The sequence below is a fragment of the Streptomyces sp. NPDC007896 genome (assembly GCF_042959425.1).
Classification (GTDB): Bacteria; Actinomycetota; Actinomycetes; order Streptomycetales; family Streptomycetaceae; genus Streptomyces.
In genome coordinates this window covers 1-21,352 of sequence record NZ_JBIBKX010000023.1, presented here as the reverse complement: position 1 = coordinate 21,352, position 21,352 = coordinate 1, and the positions used below count along the sequence as shown (strand labels likewise).

General features: G+C 70.5%; 16 protein-coding genes and 2 pseudogenes. 11 read left to right on the top strand and 7 right to left on the bottom strand.

Going from position 1 to position 21,352, the window contains the following annotated elements; translation table 11 throughout:
• Nucleotides 1–67: 67 nt before the first annotated feature.
• From ACFZDJ_RS46755 to ACFZDJ_RS46745, 3 genes and pseudogenes are all read right to left on the bottom strand, one after another.
• A pseudogene (locus ACFZDJ_RS46755) lies at nt 68–1,337 on the bottom strand (RNA-guided endonuclease InsQ/TnpB family protein).
• A gap of 397 nt (nt 1,338–1,734) precedes the next feature.
• Complete coding sequence (locus ACFZDJ_RS46750) at nt 1,735–3,285, bottom strand: ATP-binding protein (RefSeq protein WP_391068565.1); 1,551 nt, start codon at nt 3,283–3,285, stop codon at nt 1,735–1,737.
• Nucleotides 3,282–3,968: a winged helix-turn-helix domain-containing protein gene (locus tag ACFZDJ_RS46745; RefSeq protein ID WP_391068562.1), complete on the bottom strand. Its 687-nt coding sequence runs from the start codon at nt 3,966–3,968 to the stop codon at nt 3,282–3,284. Before ACFZDJ_RS46745 ends, ACFZDJ_RS46750 begins: the two co-directional genes overlap by 4 nt.
• Nucleotides 3,969–4,013: 45 nt before the next feature.
• Here ACFZDJ_RS46745 and ACFZDJ_RS46740 point away from each other — a divergent pair, with 45 nt between their 5' ends.
• From ACFZDJ_RS46740 to ACFZDJ_RS46730, 3 genes are all read left to right on the top strand, one after another.
• Complete coding sequence (locus ACFZDJ_RS46740; protein WP_391068559.1) at nt 4,014–4,385, top strand: hypothetical protein; 372 nt, start codon at nt 4,014–4,016, stop codon at nt 4,383–4,385.
• 70 nt (nt 4,386–4,455) lie between these two features.
• On the top strand, nt 4,456–8,118 hold the full coding sequence (locus ACFZDJ_RS46735; protein ID WP_391068556.1) for a S8 family serine peptidase: 3,663 nt from the start codon (nt 4,456–4,458) through the stop codon (nt 8,116–8,118).
• Nucleotides 8,119–8,176: 58 nt separating this feature from the next.
• Entirely contained in the window at nt 8,177–9,178 is a 1,002-nt protein-coding gene (locus ACFZDJ_RS46730) for a LuxR C-terminal-related transcriptional regulator (protein ID WP_390938386.1), read from the top strand.
• A gap of 78 nt (nt 9,179–9,256) precedes the next feature.
• On the opposite strand, the gene acnA is transcribed toward ACFZDJ_RS46730, so the two are convergent.
• Nucleotides 9,257–11,971, bottom strand: coding sequence for an aconitate hydratase AcnA (gene acnA, locus ACFZDJ_RS46725; RefSeq protein ID WP_384917816.1), 2,715 nt, complete (start codon nt 11,969–11,971; stop codon nt 9,257–9,259).
• Nucleotides 11,972–12,295: 324 nt separating this feature from the next.
• On the opposite strand from acnA, the gene ACFZDJ_RS46720 reads away from it, so the two are divergent.
• From ACFZDJ_RS46720 to ACFZDJ_RS46710, 3 genes are all read left to right on the top strand, one after another.
• Nucleotides 12,296–13,156: a helix-turn-helix transcriptional regulator gene (locus ACFZDJ_RS46720; RefSeq protein WP_384917813.1), complete on the top strand. Its 861-nt coding sequence runs from the start codon at nt 12,296–12,298 to the stop codon at nt 13,154–13,156.
• A gap of 118 nt (nt 13,157–13,274) precedes the next feature.
• Nucleotides 13,275–13,472, top strand: a complete 198-nt coding sequence (locus ACFZDJ_RS46715; protein WP_054234029.1) for a DUF4236 domain-containing protein — start codon at nt 13,275–13,277, stop codon at nt 13,470–13,472.
• Between the two features lie 94 nt (nt 13,473–13,566).
• Nucleotides 13,567–15,096, top strand: coding sequence for a UDP-N-acetylglucosamine 1-carboxyvinyltransferase (locus tag ACFZDJ_RS46710; protein ID WP_391068552.1), 1,530 nt, complete (start codon nt 13,567–13,569; stop codon nt 15,094–15,096).
• A 95-nt stretch (nt 15,097–15,191) separates the two neighbouring features.
• Here ACFZDJ_RS46710 and ACFZDJ_RS46705 read toward each other — a convergent pair whose 3' ends face one another.
• Complete coding sequence (locus ACFZDJ_RS46705; protein WP_385374099.1) at nt 15,192–15,638, bottom strand: DUF6299 family protein; 447 nt, start codon at nt 15,636–15,638, stop codon at nt 15,192–15,194.
• A gap of 289 nt (nt 15,639–15,927) precedes the next feature.
• On the opposite strand from ACFZDJ_RS46705, the gene ACFZDJ_RS46700 reads away from it, so the two are divergent.
• Nucleotides 15,928–16,122, top strand: a complete 195-nt coding sequence (locus tag ACFZDJ_RS46700; RefSeq protein ID WP_095852133.1) for a DUF5999 family protein — start codon at nt 15,928–15,930, stop codon at nt 16,120–16,122.
• Between the two features lie 27 nt (nt 16,123–16,149).
• Here ACFZDJ_RS46700 and ACFZDJ_RS46695 read toward each other — a convergent pair whose 3' ends face one another.
• Both ACFZDJ_RS46695 and ACFZDJ_RS46690 read right to left on the bottom strand, forming a co-directional pair.
• Complete coding sequence (locus tag ACFZDJ_RS46695; protein WP_390938397.1) at nt 16,150–16,548, bottom strand: Rid family hydrolase; 399 nt, start codon at nt 16,546–16,548, stop codon at nt 16,150–16,152.
• Nucleotides 16,549–16,570: 22 nt separating this feature from the next.
• On the bottom strand, nt 16,571–17,869 hold the full coding sequence (locus tag ACFZDJ_RS46690) for an acyl-CoA dehydrogenase family protein (RefSeq protein ID WP_390938399.1): 1,299 nt from the start codon (nt 17,867–17,869) through the stop codon (nt 16,571–16,573).
• Between the two features lie 176 nt (nt 17,870–18,045).
• Here ACFZDJ_RS46690 and ACFZDJ_RS46685 point away from each other — a divergent pair, with 176 nt between their 5' ends.
• The 4 genes and pseudogenes from ACFZDJ_RS46685 to ACFZDJ_RS46670 all read left to right on the top strand — a co-directional run.
• On the top strand, nt 18,046–19,728 hold the full coding sequence (locus ACFZDJ_RS46685; protein WP_391068549.1) for an AMP-binding protein: 1,683 nt from the start codon (nt 18,046–18,048) through the stop codon (nt 19,726–19,728).
• Between the two features lie 15 nt (nt 19,729–19,743).
• Entirely contained in the window at nt 19,744–20,565 is an 822-nt protein-coding gene (locus tag ACFZDJ_RS46680; RefSeq protein ID WP_168512058.1) for a PaaX family transcriptional regulator C-terminal domain-containing protein, read from the top strand.
• A 113-nt stretch (nt 20,566–20,678) separates the two neighbouring features.
• Nucleotides 20,679–21,230 carry an adenylyl-sulfate kinase gene (gene cysC, locus ACFZDJ_RS46675; protein WP_328758446.1) on the top strand — a complete coding sequence of 184 codons (552 nt, stop codon included), beginning with the start codon at nt 20,679–20,681 and terminating at the stop codon, nt 21,228–21,230.
• Nucleotides 21,227–21,352: pseudogene (locus ACFZDJ_RS46670) on the top strand (sulfate adenylyltransferase small subunit); the annotation flags it as partial. The gene cysC and the pseudogene ACFZDJ_RS46670, both read left to right, overlap by 4 nt.

The window sequence follows — 21,352 nt, the reverse complement described above, 5'->3', positions numbered from 1 at the left end:
CGTCCGTGCCGGACGGCCGGGCGCGCACGTGGGGCAGCAACCTGAGGCGAATGTCAACTACCCGTCGCTAAAGCGACGGGCTTGCACAACGGGCATCACTGGCGGTGATGCTGCGTTTGCGTCCAGCCCCACTCCAAGGTGTTCGGGGTGGGGCAGGGGCCGTTGACAGGACCCCGCGTCGCCACAACTCCCAGGCGCGTGCCCGGATGTTGCGGGAGCTGTTCCGGTCCGCGTGCGCAACGACCCCGCAGTTCCGGCACGCGAACCAGGCCTGGGAGACCCGGTTCGCCTTGTCCACGTGCCCACACTCGGCGCAGGTGCGCGAGGTGTACGCCGGATCGACGTACACCACCGAAACCCCCGCCTTACGGGCCTTGTATGCAATGAACACTCCTAGCTGACGGAAGGACCAGGAGGAGTGGGTGGCCCGTTGGGGCCTGCGAAGCCGTACCCGTTCGCGGATGCCTGTGAGGTCTTCCAGGGCGATTCCGCGACCGGTGCTCCCCCACTGCCTAAAGGGCGTGGGAGGTACCCCCAGCCTCGGCCACCACACGCTTCGCGATCTTGTGGTTGATGTCCCGTGCCCGCCGCGCCTCCTTGCGCCGCCGTTTCCTCAGGCGCCGCTTGGCGGACGGAGTGTTCTTCTTCTGCAGCTTGGTGCGCAGTCCGCGCGCCCGGACCCGGGTGCGGTTCAGCTCGCGTCCGGCCATGATCTCGCCGTCGGAGGTGGTGGCGATGTTCACGATCCCCAGGTCGATCCCGAGGAAGTCCACCGGATCGGTGTCGAGCGGCGCTTCAGGGACCTCGCAGGTGGCATTGAGGAACCACATGCCGTCCCGCTGCAGCAGGTCCGACTCGCCCTTGCGGTACAGCGCCAGCGTGGCCAGCTGCTCGGGTGAGGCGGTGAAGGCCACGTTCTTGACCCGGCCACTGGTGGTCCAGACCGACACCGTCCGGTCCGGGATCTGCCAGGACAGCATCCGGTCGTCGTAGGGCTGCGCGCCCCGGGGGCGGAAGGCGATCGGCTTCTCGGCGGCCTTGCGGTAACGGCGCGCGCCGGGCCTGCCGAGGTTCCCGGCGCTCAGGTTCGCCTTCAACGTGGCGTACGCGTCGCACGTCTTCTTGATGACGTGCTGGGCGGCCTGCGCACCCAGATTCCAGCGGGATTTGACCGCATCGTAGGTGTGCTTGCGCAAGGCGAAGTTCTTGAACTCCCCGCACTCGAAAGCGATCTCACTCACCCACGTTGCGGCCTCGTTGCAGGCGTGAAGGGTCGCCTCGAGTGCCGCCGCCTGTTTCGGTGTCGGCTCCAGCTTGACCTGCACGACCAGCTTCACGATCACCGATCGTATGCACCCGTACGAGACACCACCACACGTTCGGGACCCTTCATCACATGGAGTGACTCATCCGGCCACGCGTTCGCACTACCTGGCTCCGCCGGAGAAGGCGCCCAGCCGCTCCGCACCGCAGCCACGGGGATGTGTTTCCTCCCGGGCCTCAACGCCCGGGGTTCCTCGCAAGAATTCGCTGAAGTGCGGGGAGGGAAAGCCCGGCGCGAGGACAACGAACCGCTCCCTTCCGGGCGCCGGGGCGGGCCGCTGTCGCGTCACCCGCGCATGGCGCGCACCTCGGTCTGACGTCTACGAACGTATGTCGCCGCCGAAGAAAGTGTCAACAATTTCGTTGACCTTCATGGTGGGTACACAGGGGCGGGAAAGTAGGCGCCGAGGATCAGGCCGACGCGGGTGCCGGAGCGGATGCCGGGTCCGGGGTCCTGGCGCCTTCGGCCGGGGGCAGTTCGAGCGTGAACTCCGTGCGGCCCGGGGCGCTCTCCACGTGGATGCGACCGCCGTGGGCGACGGTGACCGCCTCGACGATGGCGAGTCCGAGGCCGGAGCCGCCCTCCGTGGGGCCGCCGCGGGCGCGCGAGACATCGCCGCGTGTGAAGCGTTCGAAGACCGACGGGAGCAGTTGCTGCGGGATGCCGGGACCGTCGTCGCGGACACGGATCACGCAGGCCGCCTCCGTGGCCTCCACGGAGGCGACCACGGTCGTGCCAACGGGTGTGTGCACACGGGCGTTGGCCAACAGGTTGGCCACCACCTGGTGCAGCCGTGCCTCGTCGCCGACGACCAGCGCCGGGGAGTCCAGCAGCAGCGCCAGCTGCCAGTTGTGGGTGTCCCCCGCGGCCCGCGCGTCCCACACCGCCTCGGCGACCAGTGCCGCGAGGTCCACCTCGGCCGCGTGCAGCGGCCGGCCCTCGTCCAGCCGGGCGAGCAGCAGCAGGTCCTCGACGAGGCCGGTCATCCGGGCCGACTCGGCGGAGACCCGGCGCCAGGCCAGGGTCGGTTCGATCCACTCGGTGCCGCGGTTCATCAGTTCCGCGTATCCGGCGATGGAGGCGAGAGGTGTACGGAGTTCGTGGCTGGCGTCGGCGAGGAAGCGGCGCATGCGTTCCTCGCTGCGGCGCATCTCCTCCTCGCCGCGCCGGCGTTCGGCGAGCGAGGACTCCACGTGGTCGATCATGCGGTTGAGGGCGGCACCGACCTGGCCGGCCTCGCTGCCGGGGTCGGTGTCGCGTTCGGGGACGCGGGTCAGGGCGGTGACCTCGCCGTGGCCCAGCGGGGAGCGGGAGACCTCGACGGCGGTGGCGGCGACCCGTCCGAGGGGCCGCAGTTGGCGCCGTATGACGACCGCGCAGACGCAGCCCGCGGCGGTGAGGCCGGCGGCGGCCACCACGCCCTCGACCGCGACCAGCCGGCCGATCATGTCCTGTACGTCGCCCATGGGGAGCCCGGTGAGCACGGGGACGCCGTCGCCGCCGAGGGCGGTCACACGGTAGCTGCCGAGGCCCGGGACGGTACGGGTGTGCAGGGAGCCGTCGGTGGTGATGCCGTCGAGGGCGGCGCGCTGGACGGCGGTGAGGGTCTGCCGGCCGCCGTCGTGGGTGACGACCTCGGCGGCGAGGATGTCCCCGTCCTCGTCGAACCGGGCGGCGAGCGTGCCGACGGCCTGTCCCCGTTCGTTGAGGAACCCCAGGTCCGTGTCGTCGCCGCTGCGGCGCTGGAGGCCGCCCTGGCTGCGCTCGGCGGCGTCGCTGACGCGCTGGTCCAAGTTGCCGAGCAGGTAGGAGCGTTGGGCGAAGACGGTGGTGAGGGCCATCGCCGCGCAGACGGCGACGATGGTGGCGCTGATGAAGAGCAGCAGCCGCGTGCGCAGCGAACGCCCGGCCCGCGCCGTGTGTCGGGAGCGTCCGGGGAGCCGGGTCCGTCGGAGGCTCATCTCCCGTCCTCCACGGGGCGGATCGCGTACCCCACCCCGCGCACGGTGTGGATCATCGGCGCCCGCCCCTTGTCGATCTTCCGGCGCAGGCTGGAGATGTAGACCTCGACCAGGTTGCCGCCGCCGTCGAAGGAGCTGCTCCACACATGGTCGAGGATCTGGGCCTTGCTCAGCACCTGCCGCGGGTGGCCGAGCAGCAGGCCGAGCAGGTCGAACTCCTTGGCGGTGAGCTGGATCGGCGTACCGTCGCGGCGCACTTCGCGGGTCTCCTCGGTCAGGACGAGATCGCCGAGCATCAGGACGGAGTCGTCGGTGCGGATCGGTTCGGCTCCGGCCCTGCGCAGCAGTCCGCGCAGCCGCAGGACGACCTCCTCCAGGGAGAAGGGCTTGGTCACGTAGTCGTCGGCGCCCGCGGACAGGCCGTCGATGCGGTGTTCCAGCGCGTCGCGCGCGGTCAGCATGAGGACGGGCAGTCTCGGATTCTCGTAGCGCAGCCTGCGCAGCACCTGGATTCCGTCGAGGTCGGGCAGCATCCCGTCGAGCACGACCGCGTGCGGGGCGCAGCCGCGGGCGGCGCGCAGCGCGCTGTGCCCGTCGGCGACCGGGTAGGGCCGCCAGCCCGCCTCGGTGACGGCCGCGGAGAGCAGTTCGGTGAGTGCGGGTTCGTCGTCGACGATCAGCACGCGGACACGGTCCCCACGGATCCGCTCACCACGGAGGCGGTCCCCATGGAGGCGGTCCCCGCGGCTCCCCTCGCCGCGCACGCGGTCCCCACGGACGTACTCACCACCGTCACGCTCAGCGCGCACGCGGGCGCCACCGTCACGTCCGGCACGGGGGCGCTCGCCACCGTCACGCTCGCCGGGGACGCGGTCGTCACCGGCGCGCTCGCCATGGACGGGCTCGCCGGAGGCGCGTGTGGCGCGCAGACGTTCGCTTCGGGTGCCAGACATATGACGATCCTGTCCCGGTTCGCTGGGAGAACCCTGTGTTCCGACTTTGCCGCAGCCGTGCGAAGGGCCTCCCGGGAGGACCCGGCGCTCCTCAACCCCCGTGACCGAAGGGGGCATTGGCACGCCCCGGCCACAGGAATCCCTTGAGCCCCTTCGTGCCCGGCCCGCACGCTGGTCCAGACCTCACCAGGTCTCTCAAGGGGAGGAAAGCCCACAGATGCGAAGACTCCACGCCCTCTGGGCCATGGCAGGCGCCGCCGCTCTGCTCGCGGGTGCGGTCGCGCCCTCGGCAGCGGCCCCGACCCCCTCGTCGAACCCCCCAACGGGCGCGGCGCAGGGCATTACCCGGACCGTCACTCTCCTCACCGGCGACACCGTGTCGCTCACCGCCGGACCGGACGGAAAATATGCCGTCGACATCCAGCGCGGCAAGGGCCGTGAGGCCGCCACCTTCCTGTCGAGCGAGCGCGACGGCGAGGTCAGTGTCCTGCCGGCGGACGCGATCCCGCTGGTGAAGGCGGGCCGTCTCGACCCGGCCCTGTTCAACGTCACCCAGCTGGTGAAGCAGGGATACGCCGACGCGAAGACCGGCACCACCCCGGTGATCGCGACGTACAAGAGCGGCAGCGCGACCCCCGACGGCGCACGCCGGACGCTCAAGCTGCCCGCGATCGACGGGGCCGCGCTGAGCGCGAAGAAGTCGACCTCCTTCTGGGCCGACATCGCCCCCGCTCTCGGCACCGAACCGACCACCAAGGCCGCCAAGCAACTCGGCGAGGGCATCGACAAGATCTGGCTCGACGGCAAGGTACAGGCGTCCCTCGACGTCAGCGTGCCGCAGATCGGCGCACCCGAGGTGTGGAAGTCGGGCTACGACGGCAAGGGCGTCGACGTCGCGGTCCTGGACACCGGCGTGGACACCGGGCACCCGGATCTGGCGGGGAAGATCGCCGAGACGCAGAGCTTCGTACCGGGCGAGACGGTGCAGGACGGTCACGGTCACGGCACCCATGTGGCATCCACGATCGTCGGCTCGGGCGCGGCCTCGGACGGCAAGCGCAAGGGCGTGGCACCGGGCGCGGAACTGCGCGTCGGCAAGGTGCTCGACAACACCGGCCACGGCCAGGACTCCTGGATCATCGCGGGCATGGAGTGGGCGGCCAAATCCGGCGCGAAGATCGTGTCGATGTCGCTGGGCGGTGACGCCACCGGCCCCTCCGACATCCTGAGCGAGACCGTCGACAAGCTGTCCGAGTCCACCGGCACCCTCTTCGTGATCGCGGCGGGCAACTCCGGCCCGTCCGAGCAGACCGTCGGCACCCCGGGCATCGCCGACTCCGCGCTGACAGTGGGCGCCGTGGACAAGTCCGACAAGCTGGCCTCGTTCTCCAGCCGCGGTCCGCGCGCCGGTGACTACGCGGTCAAGCCGGAGATCACCGCGCCCGGCGTGGCCATCACCGCGGCCCGCGCCGCGGGCACCAGCATGCCTGGTGGTACGCCGGTCGACGACTACTACACGACGGCGAGCGGTACGTCGATGGCCACCCCGCATGTCGCGGGCGCCGCGGCGCTGGTCGCCCAGGCCCACCCCGACTGGACGGGCCAGCAGATCAAGCAGGCGCTGGCGACCACGGCGAAGACCATGCCGGACGCCGACGTCTTCGAGCAGGGCGACGGCCGGGTCGACGCCGTACGGGCCGTCAACCAGGCCGTCTTCGCGACGCCGACGCTGAGCTTCGGCACGTACGAGGAGACCGACACCGAGGCCGCCAACAAGGACATCACGTACACCAACACCACGGACAAAGCGATGGAGTTGAGGGTGTCCTCGTCACTTCGCGACGCCACTCTGAACGCGGACACGGTGACCGTCCCGGCGAAGGGCACCGCCACCGTCGCGGTCACGGTCGACCCGGTGAAGGAGGCAACGGGCCGGTACACGGGCCACATCACCGCGAGCGCCGACGGCGTCCTCGTCACCACGGCCATCGGCTTCGAGAAGCTGCCGAAGACCTACGACCTGAAGGTGTCGCTGCTGGGCCGTGACGGCAAGCCGACCACCTCGTCGTCGATCTTCATGCTGCAGGAGCTGAACGGCGCCTACCCGGACACGTACGGGTTTATCGGCAAGAGCTACACCTTCAAGGTGCCGGCCGGTACGTACTCCACGGCGTCCTGGATCTCGCAGCGGGACGCGGCCGGACTGGAGGTCACCACCTCGGTCGTCGGCGATCCGGAGATCAAGGTCGACCGTGACACCGAGGTCGTCCTCGACGCCCGCAAGGCGGTCGAGATCAAGCCGAAGACCAAGGAGGACTCCGAGTTCCAGGGCTTCAGCACCAACTGGCACCGGGAAGGCCCGGGCACTGCCTTCGGGGTGACCTACAGCCAGGGCTGGTGGACCGACCACATCTATGTGGCGCCCACCGAGAAGGTCACCCAGGGCATGTTCGAGTTCTCCTCGAAGTTCCGGCTGTACGCCAAGGAGCTGACGGCGAGCGTCACCGGCCCGGAGACGTACGCGCTGCCCCTCGACTACGCGCAGACGTACAGCGGCCTCCCCGTGAAGGTCAGCGGTGATCACACGGTGCGGGCGGTGGACGCGGGCGCCGGAACCGCGGCCGACTTCAAGGGACTCGATGTCAAGGGCAAGGTGGCGGTCGTCCGGGTGGGCGCCGGTGCGACGGCGGACGAGGCGCTGGCCAACGCGACCGCGGCCGGGGCCGGTTACGTCCTCGCCTACCGCGAGACGCCCGGATACTGGCTCGGCTCCGTGCAGAGCATGACTGTCCCGCTGATGCTCGCCACCGGCGAGGACGGCGCGAAGCTCGGCGCCCTGCTGAAGAGCGGGAAGAAGGTCAAGCTGAAGCTGGCCGGCACTCCGGTCAGTCCGTATGTGTACAACGTGATGTTCCCGCAGGTGGGAGCCGTCTCGGCGAACCAGACGTACAATCTGAACAGCTCCAACACGGTGAAGCAGACGGTTCGTTACCGCGGGGCCGGGGCCGGGGATGTCGGCAAGGACGCCGTGTACCGGTACCGCCCCTGGCAGAGTGCCGACATCGCGACCACCACCAACGTGCGGCTCGGCACGGAGCGCACCGAGTACTACAACGTCTCCGACAACCGGATCTGGCACGCCGTCTATCCCCACTGGGAGGCGAACCAGCCTCAGTGGGGTCCCGTGCGGACCTTCGACAAGGCGGGCAAGCAGCCCGCCGAGGACTGGCTGGGCCAGGTCGTCCGCCCGGCGACCGCTCAGCGGTCCGGCCTCTCCCAACGCACCGGTGACAAACTCACCTTCCGTATCCCGGAGTTGAGCGATGCCGCACCGGGCCACTACGGATACGCGGACAACGTTCTGGACACCGCGAAGGGCAAGCTGTACGCGGACGGGCAACTGATCGGCGACACCGCACTCGGCGGCTACGGCACGTTCACCGCGCCGGCGGCGAAGTCCTCGTACCGCCTCGTGGTCGACACGCAGCGCACGGCCGACTGGGCGGCGTACTCCACCGCCACCCACACCGAATGGTCCTTCGCCTCGGCGCACACGGACCAGCAGACGGCGCTCGGGCTGCTCTCGGTCGACTACGACGTGGCCGGGCTCAACCTTCTCAACCGTGCTGAGGCCGGACACACGTCGAAGCTCGGCCTCTCCGTCCGGAACCAGTCGGGCGGCGTCACCGCCAGTTCCCTGAAGGCCTGGGTCTCGTACGACGACGGCACCTCATGGAAGGAAGTGAAGGTCAAGCACGGCAAGGCGGAGCTGAAGCACCCGAAGAAGGACGCCCGGTTCGTGTCGCTGCGCGTACGGGCCGGCGACCGGGACGGCAACATCGTCGACCAGACGGTCGTACGGGCGTTCGGACTGAAGTAGACGAGCGCAGCCAAACGTTGCGAAAATTCTTAACAAAGATCGTCTACCGTGCCGGGCCATGGTGAACACGGCATACGACACGGCAAGGGAGACCCCTGCCGCGAGCCCCTGGGCCGCGGTGGGGGTCTCCGCGTTCGACGAGCTGTTGTACCAGGCAATCCTCAACCAGCCCGACGCCGGCGCGGCCGGCTGGGCGCTGCTGACCGGTGCCTCCCCGGCCCGGGTCCGCGAGGCCTGCAACCGGCTGCTCACGCTCGGGCTGCTGCAACCACCGGACTCCATGGGCGGGTTACGGGCGGTCGACCCCCGGGTGGCGATCCGCGCGCTGATCCGGCGGCGCGAGACGGAGTCCGAACTGCTGGCCGCCACCGCCGAGGAGATGGCGACCGCGTACGAGGCGGGGCTGCTTCGCGAGGAGCCGTCCCGGCTGGTCGAGGTGGCCTCCGGCGAGGGCGCCATCGCGGCACGCCTGGAGGAGATGTACGCGCGCGCGGAGCACGAGGTGTGCCTTTTCGACACACCGCCGTATCTCGCCCCGCCCGCTCCGCAGGTGGATCTCCAGGCCGATCTGCTCAGCCGCGGAATCGTCTCTCGGGGGATCTACGCGGCGACCGGCCTGGAGGATCCGAAGGTCCTGTCCCGCGCCCTGAGTATGGTCGAACTCGGCGAGCAGGCCCGGGTGTTGCCGACCGTGCCGCTCAAGCTGCTGGTGGTCGACGGATGCCGGGCGCTGCTGCCGCTGACCGCCTCCGCGGCCGGCGGCTACTGTGCCGTCGTGGTGTGGCACTCGGCGATCACCGAGGCCTTGCAGAAGCTCTTCGAGCTGGCCTGGCAGCAGGCGACCCCGCTCGGCCAGCCGGTCTCCGACGGTGAACTCACCGAGGACGAGCGGACGTTGACCCGGCTGCTGGCCGCCGGGATGAAGGACGAGGCGGTCGCCCGTCACCTGGGAGTGAGCCTGCGGACACTGCGCCGCCGGGTGAGTGATCTGCAGGAGCGGCTGGGCGCGGCCAGCCGTTTCCAGCTGGGGATGCGGGCGGCGCAGCGCGGCTGGGTGTAGGTGCGCGGACGTGCCGTCGCATGCGAAGGGCCGCACCCCTGCGAAGAGGAGTGCGGCCCGGCCGCCGTACCGGATCGCCTACTTGCGGATCAGGTTGCGCAGCACGTACTGCATGATGCCGCCGTTGCGGTAGTAGTCCGCCTCGCCGGGGGTGTCGATGCGGACGACCGCGTCGAACTCGACGCCGGTGTCGGTGGTGACCTTCACCGTGCGCGGGGTGGTGCCGTTGTTGAGCTCCTCGACGCCGGTGAAGGAGAAGGTCTCCTCGCCGGTGAGGCCGAGGGTCTCGGCGGTGGCGCCCTCCGGGAACTGGAGCGGCAGGACGCCCATGCCGATGAGGTTCGAGCGGTGGATGCGCTCGTACGACTCGGCGATGACGGCCTTGACGCCGAGGAGCGCGGTGCCCTTGGCGGCCCAGTCGCGGGACGAGCCGGAGCCGTACTCCTTGCCGGCCAGGATGACCAGCGGGGTGCCCTGCTCGATGTAGTTGCGCGAGGCGTCGTAGATGAACGCGACGGGCGCGCCCTCGACGGTGAAGTCGCGGGTGTAGCCGCCCTCGGTGCCCGGCGCGATCTGGTTGCGCAGGCGGATGTTGGCGAACGTGCCGCGGATCATGACCTCGTGGTTGCCTCGGCGCGAGCCGTAGGAGTTGAAGTCACGACGCTCCACACCGTGCTCGGTGAGGTACTTGCCGGCCGGGGTGTCGGCCTTGATGGCGCCGGCGGGCGAGATGTGGTCCGTCGTCACCGAGTCGCCCAGCTTGGCGAGCACACGGGCACCGGCGATGTCGGTGACCGGGGACGGCTCGTGCGCCATGCCCTCGAAGTACGGGGGCTTGCGGACGTAGGTGGACTGCGGGTCCCACTCGAAGGTGTTGCCGGTCGGGATCGGCAGCGCCTGCCACTGGGCGTCGCCCGCGAAGACGTCCTGGTAGGACTTGTTGAACATGTCCTCGCCGATGGCGTTCGCCACGACGTCGTTGACCTCGGCCTCGGAGGGCCAGATGTCGGCCAGGTAGACCGGCTTGCCGTCCTGGTCGATGCCCAGCGCGTCCTTGGTGATGTCCACCTTCATGGAGCCCGCGAGCGCGTACGCGACGACCAGCGGCGGGGAGGCCAGGTAGTTCATCTTGACGTCGGGGTTGATGCGGCCCTCGAAGTTCCGGTTGCCGGAGAGGACCGAGGTGACGGCGAGGTCGTGGTCGTTGACGGCCTTGGAGACCTCCTCCGGCAGCGGGCCGGAGTTGCCGATGCAGGTGGTGCAGCCGTAGCCGACGAGGTTGAAGCCGACCTTGTCGAGGTAGGGGGTGAGCCCCGCCTTGTCGAAGTAGTCGGTGACGACCTTGGAGCCCGGGGCGAGGGTGGTCTTGACCCACGGCTTGCGGGTCAGGCCCTTCTCGACCGCCTTCTTGGCCACCAGCGCGGCGGCGACCATGACGTACGGGTTCGAGGTGTTGGTGCAGGAGGTGATGGCCGCGACCGTCACCGCGCCGTGGTCGATCTCGTAGGTCGAGCCGTCGGGAGCGGTGACCGTGGTCGGACGGGTCGGTACGCCGTTGGTGGTGGCCGGGGAGTCGGAGGCCGGGAAGGACTCCTTGCCCGCCTCGTCGTCCTCGTCGACGTAGTTGCGCACGTCCTGCGCGAACTGCTGCGCGGCGTTCGCCAGGATGATCCGGTCCTGCGGGCGCTTCGGGCCGGCGATCGACGGGACGACCGTCGAGAGGTCCAGCTCCAGCTTCTCGGAGAAGTCGGGCTCGGCGGCCGGGTCGAGCCAGAGGCCCTGCTCCTTGGCGTACGCCTCGACGAGCGCGAGCTGCTGCTCGCTGCGGCCGGTCAGCTTGAGGTACTTGATCGTTTCTGCGTCGATCGGGAAGATCGCGGCCGTCGAGCCGAACTCCGGCGACATGTTGCCGATGGTGGCGCGGTTGGCCAGCGAGGTGGCGGCGACGCCCTCGCCGTAGAACTCGACGAACTTGCCGACGACGCCGTGCTTGCGCAGCATCTCGGTGATCGTGAGCACGAGGTCGGTGGCGGTGGTGCCCGGGGTGAGCTCACCGGTCAGCTTGAAGCCGACGACGCGCGGGATGAGCATGGAGACCGGCTGGCCGAGCATCGCGGCCTCGGCCTCGATGCCGCCGACGCCCCAGCCGAGCACACCGAGGCCGTTGACCATGGTGGTGTGCGAGTCGGTGCCGACGAGCGTGTCGGGGTACGCCTGGCCGTTACGGACCATGACCGTGCGCGCCAGGTGCTCGATGTTCACCTGGTGGACGATGCCGGTGCCCGGCGGGACGACCTTGAACTCGTCGAAGGCGGTCTGGCCCCAGCGCAGGAACTGGTAGCGCTCCTTGTTGCGGCCGTACTCCAGCTCGACGTTCTGCGCGAACGCGTCGTTCGTGCCGAACTTGTCGGCGATGACGGAGTGGTCGATGACCAGCTCGGCCGGGGCCAGCGGGTTGATCTTCGCCGGGTCGCCGCCGAGCTCCTTGACGGCCTCACGCATGGTGGCGAGGTCGACGACACAGGGCACGCCGGTGAAGTCCTGCATGATCACGCGGGCGGGCGTGAACTGGATCTCCTGGCTGGGCTGCGCCTGGGAGTCCCAGTTGCCGATGGACCGGATGTGGTCGGCGGTGATGTTCGCGCCGTCCTCGGTGCGGAGCAGGTTCTCCAGCAGCACCTTCAGGCTGTACGGAAGGCGAGCCGAGCCTTCCACCTTGTCCAGCCGGAAGATCTCGTACGACTCGTCGCCCACCTGCAGCGTGCTGCGGGCGTCGAAGCTGTTCGCCGACACGACAGTCTCCTTCATTGATGTGCGCGTTCCCACCGCATCCTGCCGCCACGACGTCTTGGCCGATCCGCTAAGGTAAGGCTAAGTTAGGTAAGCCTTACCGTCAGACCTGATGACAACGTGCGGCTGCGGTGCACCTCGGCAGATATCTCGATGTCGAGATAACTCTAGTACATGGGCGCCGACTGGTCATGCCCGGCATGCTGTCGACGCGCCCTCGGCCGAGCTTGGCGAGGACACGGAACGACGGAGCGTGCGGTCCCGAGCCCGTCTTCCTGGCACTGCCAGTACCAGGCACGGGCGGGCGGACCGGTGCACAGTGGGGGGATGGCGAGTACGGAGTTCGGGCGGACGGTCCGGCGCTGGCGGGACCGGGTCTCCCCCGAGGCGGCCGGGCTCCCCGTCGGCGGACACCGGCGCGCGGCCGGACTGCGCCGCGAGGAGCTGGCGCTGCTGGCCGGGATCTCGGTCGACTATGTCACCCGGCTCGAACAGGGCCGGGCGAGCAACCCCTCGGAGCAGATCGTCGAGGCGCTCGGCCGGGCGCTGCGGCTGTCCGGCGCCGAGCGCGAACACCTCTTCCATCTCGCCGGGCTGGTCCCGCCGGGACGCGGCACGGTGCCCGCCCACATCACCCCCGGCGTGCACCGGATGCTGGACCGGCTGACCGGAACGCCCGTCGCGGTCTTCGACGCGGCGTGGAACCTGCTGCTGGCCAACCCGCTGTACGCGGCCCTGATGGGTGACCCGTCCGGGTGGCGCGGCAATGAGCGCAACCCGGCGTGGCGCAACTTCGTCGGCCCGGGCACCCGCGTGCGCCACACGCCCGAGGCCCGGCGCACCTTCGAGGCCACGCTCGTGGCCGACCTGCGCACGACCGCGCGCCGGTATCCGGCGGACCAGCGGCTGCGGCGTCTGATCGAGGAGTTGCGCGCGAACAGCGACCGGTTCGCCGCGCTGTGGGACTCAGAGGCCGTGGGCCACCACGAGGCCTCACGCAAGACCATCGACCATCCGCAGCTGGGTCCCCTGACGCTCGACTGCGACGTGCTCAGCGTCGCGGGCAGCGACCTGCGCATCATGGTCTACACGGCCGAGCCGGGAACGCGGGACGCCGAACAGGTCGCCCTCCTCGGGGTCATCGGCACCCAGACGCTCGTGGAGCGCGGGGCGGCCGAACGAGGCTGAGCACGCCGGGAGTTCACAGGCAACCATCGCCCGCTTCGGGGTACTGGGAACGGGACGCGCCGCAGTCGGCGGTGCGAAACGACAGGAATGCCGTGAACTGCCCCAAGGGGGACCAACCATGCCTCTCACGTTCCGCAAGAGCTTCCGCATCCTTCCCGGGGTGCGGCTGAACATCAACCGGCACTCGTGGTCGATCACCACGGGCGGCCGGCACGGGCCGCACCACACCCGCAGCAGCACCGGACGCCGCACCACCTCGATGGATCTGCCGGGCCCCTTCGGCTGGCGGCGCACGACGCGTCGACGGGAGCGCTGACCGAACTCCCCCGTGTGTGCGGTGTGCTGCAGCCCACTACCCGGACGGGTGCGCTCCGTTTCTCTTTATCTCACATCAGATATACGGTCGCGCCATGGCAGACGACTACCTCGTACGCATCGGCAAGCTCATCCGTGACGCCCGGCAACACCGGGGCTGGACACAGTTGCAGCTCGCCGAGGCGCTCGGCACAAGTCAGAGCGCCGTCAATCGCATCGAGCGCGGCAACCAAAACATCAGCCTTGAGATGATCGCTCGAATCGGTGAAGCCCTGGACAGCGAAATCGTGTCCCTGGGCTACGCGGGTCCGATGCATCTGCGCGTGGTCGGCGGACGTCGTCTGTCCGGCTCGATCGATGTCAAGACCAGTAAGAACGCGTGCGTCGCGCTGCTGTGCACGACGCTGCTGAACAAGGGGCGCACGGTGCTGCGCCGGGTGGCCCGGATCGAAGAGGTCTACCGCCTTCTGGAGGTACTCGGTTCGATCGGCGTCCGCACCCGCTGGATCAACGACGGGGTCGACCTCGAGATCGTGCCCCCGAGCGAGCTGGACATGGAGGCGATCGACGCCGAGGCCGCCCGCCGGACGCGGTCCATCATCATGTTCCTCGGCCCGCTGCTGCACCGTATGGACACCTTCAGGCTGCCGTACGCGGGCGGTTGCGACCTCGGCACCAGGACCATCGAGCCGCACATGATCGCGCTGCGGCGGTTCGGGCTCGACATCGCCGCCACCGAGGGGCTCTACCACGCCCAGGTCGACCGGGCCGTCTCCCCCGGCCGGCCCATCGTGCTGACCGAGCGCGGGGACACCGTCACCGAGAACGCGCTGCTCGCCGCCGCCCGCCACGACGGCGTGACCGTCATCCGCAACGCCTCCTCCAACTACATGGTCCAGGACCTGTGCTTCTTCCTGGAGGCACTCGGCGTACGGGTGGAGGGCATCGGCACCACCACACTCACCGTCCACGGCGTGCCGAACATCGACGTGGACGTGGACTACTCGCCCTCCGAGGACCCGGTCGAGGCGATGAGCCTGCTCGCCGCCGCGGTGGTCACCGAGTCGGAGCTGACGGTGCGCCGGGTGCCGATCGAGTTCCTGGAGATCGAGCTCGCGGTACTGGAGGAGATGGGCCTCGACCACGACCGCACACCGGAGTACTTCGCCGACAACGGCCGTACCCGGCTGGTGGACCTGACCGTACGCCCCTCCAAGCTGGAGGCGCCGATCGACAAGATCCACCCGATGCCGTTCCCGGGCCTGAACATCGACAACGTGCCGTTCTTCGCGGCCATCGCGGCCTCCGCACAGGGCAAGACCCTCATCCACGACTGGGTCTACGACAACCGGGCCATCTACCTGACCGACCTCAACCGGCTCGGCGGCCGGCTGCAACTCCTCGACCCGCACCGCGTGCTGGTCGAGGGCCCGACCCGCTGGCGCGCCGCCGAGATGATGTGCCCGCCCGCACTGCGGCCCGCCGTGGTCGTGCTGCTGGCGATGATGGCGGCCGACGGCACGTCCGTGCTGCGCAATGTGTACGTCATCAACCGCGGCTACGAGGACCTGGCCGAGCGGCTCAACTCGATCGGGGCGCAGATCGAGACGTTCCGGGACATCTAGGACGACCGGAAGGTGGTGGGGCTCGCCGGGGGACGACTTCGCGTCGTCCTCAGGCGAGCCCGCCGGGTGCCGTCCCGTCCCGCCCGTGTGCCGGCTCAGCCCTCCATGAGGGTGATGTCCTGCTGCTGCAGCGCGTGGAACAGCGGCAGCGGCAGACCGCCCAGGGCGGGGCTCAGTTCCATCAGGGTGGCCTCGACATGGGCGGCGCCCGGTGCGAGGGTGCCGGGTGTGCGCTTCTCCGAGTTGGTCCATCGGTGCTCCGCGCCGTCGCAGACCGCCGCGCTGCCGCCGATGCCGTAGCGGATCCGGGTGTCGCCCTGCGACACCGACGAGGAGACGAGCACCGGACCCGTACCGCTCAGACAGCGGTAGGTGCCGGAGAGGGTGACGGTTCCGTCGGCGGCGAGGTGACCGGTCGGGTCGACGGTGACCGTCTCGGACGGGGCCGACAGGGCGCCGACGGACACGGCGACGGCGGACGGTGTGAACAGCAGCAGGAGCGCGGCGCCGGTGGCCGCGCCGATGACCTGGCGCAAGGGCATGAGGTACCTCCTGGAACGTGGGGGCTCCACAGGTACCGGGCGCACGGGCCCGAGGCAGTGATCCTCACTCCTTTGGTGGCGAGTCCGGTACCCGGCGGGTCCGGTCCGTCGTGGGTCGAGTCCGTCGTGGGTCGAGTCCGTGCGTCATGGGAACGTTCGAGAGTTGTCCGCGTGTTGTCACGCTTCTCGACCGGCGGTTCCGATGAGTTCGCCACGGGAGCATGGTCTTACGTATGCGAGGCGGCGACAGCGCCGTCGACACTCATCGCATCCGACGTGGAGGTGCGTCATGTGTTCCCACCAAACTCTGTGCCCGTCCGCGGACTCCAACGCTCCGCACATCGTGTCGGCCCACCCCGAGCAGGGCTGGAGCCTGCTGTGCAACGGCGCGATCGTCTTCGACGACAGCGGTGAACTGCTTCCCGACGGCAGCGTGGTCGCTCCGCACCGGGTGTTCGCCGAGCGGCTGGCCGTCGCCGCCTAGTCCCTCCGGGATTTCCGGGGCGGGGTGCTACGGCAGCACCGCGAAACCGTCGAGTTCGACCAGGGCCTGTTCGTCCCAGAGGCGGGCGGCGCCGACGACGGCCATCGCGGGATAGTCGCGGCCCGCCAACCGCCGCCAGACGCGGCCGAGTTCGGGGGCTCGCACACGGTAGTCCGCGACATCGGTGGCGTAGACCGTGACCCGCGCGAGGTCGGCCGGGGTGCCGCCCGCGGCCCGCAACGCCGTCAGCAGATTGGTCAGCGCCTTCTCGAACTGCTCCGGGAGGGTCTCGCCGACCACCTTCCCGTCCGTGTCCAGCGCGGTCTGGCCCGCCAGGAAGACCACGCGGGTACCGGTCGCGACGACGGCGTGCGAGAAGCCGGTGGGCGGGGAGAGCTCGGGCGGGTTGACGCGCTCGGTGCTCACGGAACCTCCAGGCTTTCGACGCTCACGGGGCCTCCACCGACGCGTACAGCTCCTTGGCGATGACCGCCCGCTGGACCTCGCTGGCGCCTTCGTAGATACGCGGCGCGCGGACCTCCCGGTAGAGGTGTTCGAGAAGATGGCCGCGGCACAGGGCACGGGCGCCGTGCAGTTGGACCGCCGCGTCGACCACGTACTGGGCCGTCTCGGTCGCCAGCAGCTTCGCCATCGCCGCGCGCCGGGGCACGTCCGGGGCCCCTTCGTCGTACGCCGCCGCCGCCGCGTAGACCATCAGGCGGGCCGCCTCCGTACGCAGCGCCATCTCGGCGACCTGGTGGGCCACCGTCTGCAGGTCCTTCAGCCTGCCGCCGAACGCCTCCCGCTCGGCCGTGTGCGTGAGCGTCGCCGCGAGGGCCGCCCCCGCCATGCCGACCGCGAAGGCGCCCACGCTCGGGCGGAAGAGGTTGAGGGTGTGCATCGCGACGCGGAAGCCGCGGTCGGGCTCACCGAGCACGTCGTCCGCCGTCACCGGTACGGCGTCGAAGGCGAGGGCGCCGATGGGATGCGGGGAGAGCATGTCGAGCGGGGTACCGGTGAGGCCCGGCCGGTCGGCGGGCACCAGGAAGGCGGTGACGCCACGGGCTCCGGCGCCCGGGGTGGTCCGCGCGAAGACGGTGTAGAAATCGGCCTCGGGCGCGTTGGAGATCCAGCACTTCTCCCCGCTGAGCCGCCAGCGCCCCCAGCCCTCGCGCTCGGCGACGGGCGGGGAACCAGGGTCCGCGGGCGAGGCTCCGGGATCCGCGGGCAAGTCTCCGGGGACCGCGGGCGCGGCTCCAGAGGCTGCGGATGAGGCTTCACGGGCCGCGGGCGCGGCTCCCCGGGGCGCCGAGGAGGAAGATCCGGACGCCCGTGGGGCTTCCCGGTCCGCGCGGAGCGCCAGCGCCGCCGCGTCCGAGCCCGCGCCCGGCTCGCTGAGCGCGAACGCGGCCACCGCGCTGCCGTCCGCGACCCGGGGCAGCCAGCGCTCGCGCTGCGCCCGGGTGCCGTACGCGTGCACCGGATGCGCACCGAGACCCTGCAGGGCGAGCGCCGTCTCGGCCTCGGTGCAGCCGTGCGCCAAGGACTCCCGCATCAGGCACAGATCGAGCGCACCCGAGGTGAACAGCCGGTCGATCAGCCCGAGCCGGCCCAACTCGGCGACGAGGGCACGGTTGACGTGCCCCGGCTCACCCTTCTCCGCCAGCGGACGCAACCGCTCCTCGGTCAGCGCGCGCAGCTCGGCACACCAGGCGGTCTGTGCCGGATCGAGCGAGAATGCGGTCATTGCCGGTTCCCTCTCCGCCGTCGGACTGCGGACCCAAGGTTATCGCGAGACGTTGACTGTCGTCACCAACACGATACGCTCCTTGTGCGAGCCGAGAGCACTGAAAGCTGAGCACTGAGAGCCACGAGCTGCGAGCTGAGCGCTGCGAGCCCACCACGACAAGGGGGCGAACCTCCATGGACGGCGACACCCTGGAGCCGACGACCTCGGCCCACGTCGACACCTTCGCCCGCGACCACCTCCCGCCCCCCGAGCAGTGGCCCGAACTCCCCTTCGACCTGCCCGAGCTGCACTACCCCGAACGGCTGAACTGCGCCGCCGAACTCCTCGGCGACAAGCCACCGCAGCGCCCCGCCTTCCGCACGCCGTCCGGCGACCTGTGGACGTACGGGCACCTCCTCGCCCGGGTGGACCGGATCGCCCACGTCCTGACCACCGAACTGGGCGTCGTGCCCGGCAACCGGGTGCTGCTGCGCGGGCCCACCACACCCTGGCTCGCCGCATGCTGGCTGGCGGTCCTGAAGGCGGGCGCGGTCGCCGTCACGGTGCTCGCCCAGCAGCGCCCGCACGAGCTGACCACCATGTGCGCCATCGCCCACGTCAGCCACGCGCTGTGCGACGTACGGTCGGTCGACGACCTGGCGAAGGCGGAGATCCCGGGGCTGCGGATCACGACGTACGGCGGGGACGCGCCCGACGACCTGCTGCTGCGCATCACGGGCGCTCCGGACGAGCCGTTCACCGCGGTCGACACGGCCGCCGACGACGTCGCGCTGATCGCGTTCACCTCCGGCACCACCGGCCGCCCCAAGGGCTGTGCGCACTTCCACCGCGATGTGCTGGCCATAGCGGACACCTTCTCGAAGCATGTGCTGCGGCCGCGCGAGGACGACGTCTTCACCGGCAGTCCCCCGCTGGGTTTCACGTTCGGGCTCGGCGGCCTCGTCGTCTTCCCGATGCGGGCCGGCGCCTGCTCCCTGCTGCTCGAACAGGCGGGCCCCAAGCAGTTGTTGCCCGCGATCACCGAGCACCGCGTCTCGGTGCTGTTCACCGCGCCGACCGCCTACCGGGCGATGCTGGCGGACCTGGACGAGCACGACACGACCTCGCTGCGGCGCTGTGTGTCCGCGGGCGAGAACCTGCCCGCCGCGACCTGGCGGGCCTGGCACAGCCGCACCGGGCTGCGCATCATCAACGGCATCGGCGCCACCGAGCTGCTGCACATCTTCATCTCCGCGGCCGACGAGCACATCCGCCCCGGGACGACGGGCGTCCCCGTACCGGGGTGGCAGGCGCGGGTGGTCGACGCCGAGGGGGCACCGGTGCCGGACGGCGAGCCCGGACTGCTCGCGGTGCGCGGCCCGGTCGGCTGCCGCTATCTCGCCGACCCCCGGCAGCGGGAGTACGTGCGCGGCGGCTGGAACATCACCGGCGACACCTATGTGCGCGACCCCGACGGCTACTTCCGCTATGTCGCCCGCGCCGACGACATGATCGTCTCGGCGGGGTACAACATCGCCGGGCCCGAGGTCGAGGACGCCCTGCTGCGCCATCCGGACGTGGTCGAGACGGCCGTGGTGGGGCGGTCGGACGAGGCACGCGGACAGGTCGTGGTGGCGTACACGGTCCTCAGGCAGGGGGCGCGCAAGGACGCCGAGGCGCTGCGCGCCTTCCTCAAGTCCGAGCTGGCGCCGTACAAGTGCCCCCGCGAGTTCGTCTTCCTGGACTCCCTGCCGCGCACGGCGACGGGAAAGCTGCAACGCTTCCGGCTGCGTACGGACGCTCCGCCGCCGAGCGGGGAGACCCCGTCGTCGCCCGCGCCGAAGGGTGAGTTGTCCACCGGCGGCGGTCCCAAGTGATCTTCGCGCACTAGAGTGATCAACGTGTCAGAGCAGCACGCCCCCCGGTCCCTCATCGTCACGTTCTACGGCGCGTACGGCCGTTTCATGCCCGGCCCCGTGCCGGTGGCCGAGTTGATCCGGCTCCTCGCCGCGGTCGGCGTCGACGCGCCCTCCGTACGCTCGTCGGTGTCCCGGCTCAAGCGCCGTGGACTGCTCGAACCGGCCCGTACGGCGGCGGGCGGCGCGGGGTACGCGCTGTCGCCGGACGCCCGCCAACTGCTGCAGGACGGCGACCGGCGGGTGTACGCGACGGCGCCCCCCGAGGACGAGGGCTGGGTGCTCGCCGTCTTCTCCGTGCCGGAGTCCGAGCGGCAGAAGCGGCACGTACTGCGCTCACGCCTCGCCGGTCTCGGCTTCGGGACGGCGGCCCCCGGCGTCTGGCTCGCCCCCGCGCGGCTCTACGAGGAGACCCGGCACACCCTGGCGCGGCTGCGGCTCGACCCTTACGTGGAGCTGTTCCGCGGGGAGCACCTGGGCTTCGCGGCGACGGCGGACGCGGTCGCGCGCTGGTGGGACCTGGCGGCGATCGCCAAGCAGCACGAGGCCTTCCTCGACCAGCACGCGGCCGTGCTGCACGACTGGCGGCGGCGCGCGGACACCCCGCCCGAGGAGGCGTACCGCGACTATCTGCTCGCCCTGGACACCTGGCGCCACCTCCCCTACGCCGACCCGGGGCTGCCCGCCGCGCTGCTGCCCGAGGACTGGCCGGGCGCCCGCTCGGCCGCCGTGTTCCGGGCGCTGCACGAGCGGCTGCGCGACACGGGGGCGAGCTTCACCGAATCCACCGACGTGTGACCTCGGTTACATCATGAGGCGCTAAGGGAACCCTCAGCCTCTTCCGTCCCTCTTCTCATGTTTCTTACCTAGCGTCGGGAGCCGCACGCCAGGACAGGAAGAGGACCGCACGGATGACCACCACGGCAAGGGCTCAGGGAGCCACCGTCTGGCTCACGGGCCTGCCGAGCGCGGGCAAGACGACCATCGCCCGGATACTCGGTACCCGCCTGAAGGCGGAGGGGCACCGGGTGGAGGTCCTCGACGGCGACGAGGTCCGCCGGTTCCTCTCCGCGGGTCTCGGCTTCTCGCGCGAAGACCGCAACACCAACGTGCAGCGCATCGGCCTGGTCGCCGAGGTGCTCGCACGCAACGGTGTCCTCGCCGTGGTGCCCGTGATCGCCCCGTACGCCGACAGCCGCGACGCCGTCCGGGAGCGGCACGAGGCGAGCGGGACGCCGTACATCGAGGTGCACGTCGCCACCCCTGTCGAGGTGTGCAGCGAGCGCGATGTGAAGGGGCTGTACGCCCGGCAGGCGGCGGGCCGGCTGACCGGGCTCACCGGCGTCGACGACCCCTACGAGCCGCCGCTCGACCCGGCGCTCACGCTGGAGACGCATCTGCAGACCCCGCAGGAGTCCGCGGACTCGGTGCACGCGGTGCTCGCGGCGAGGGGGCTCGTGTGACCTCCGCGACCGTCGAACAGACCTTCACGCTCTCGCACTTGGACGCCCTGGAGTCCGAGGCCGTGCACATCTTCCGTGAGGTCGCGGGCGAGTTCGAACGGCCGGTGATCCTCTTCTCCGGC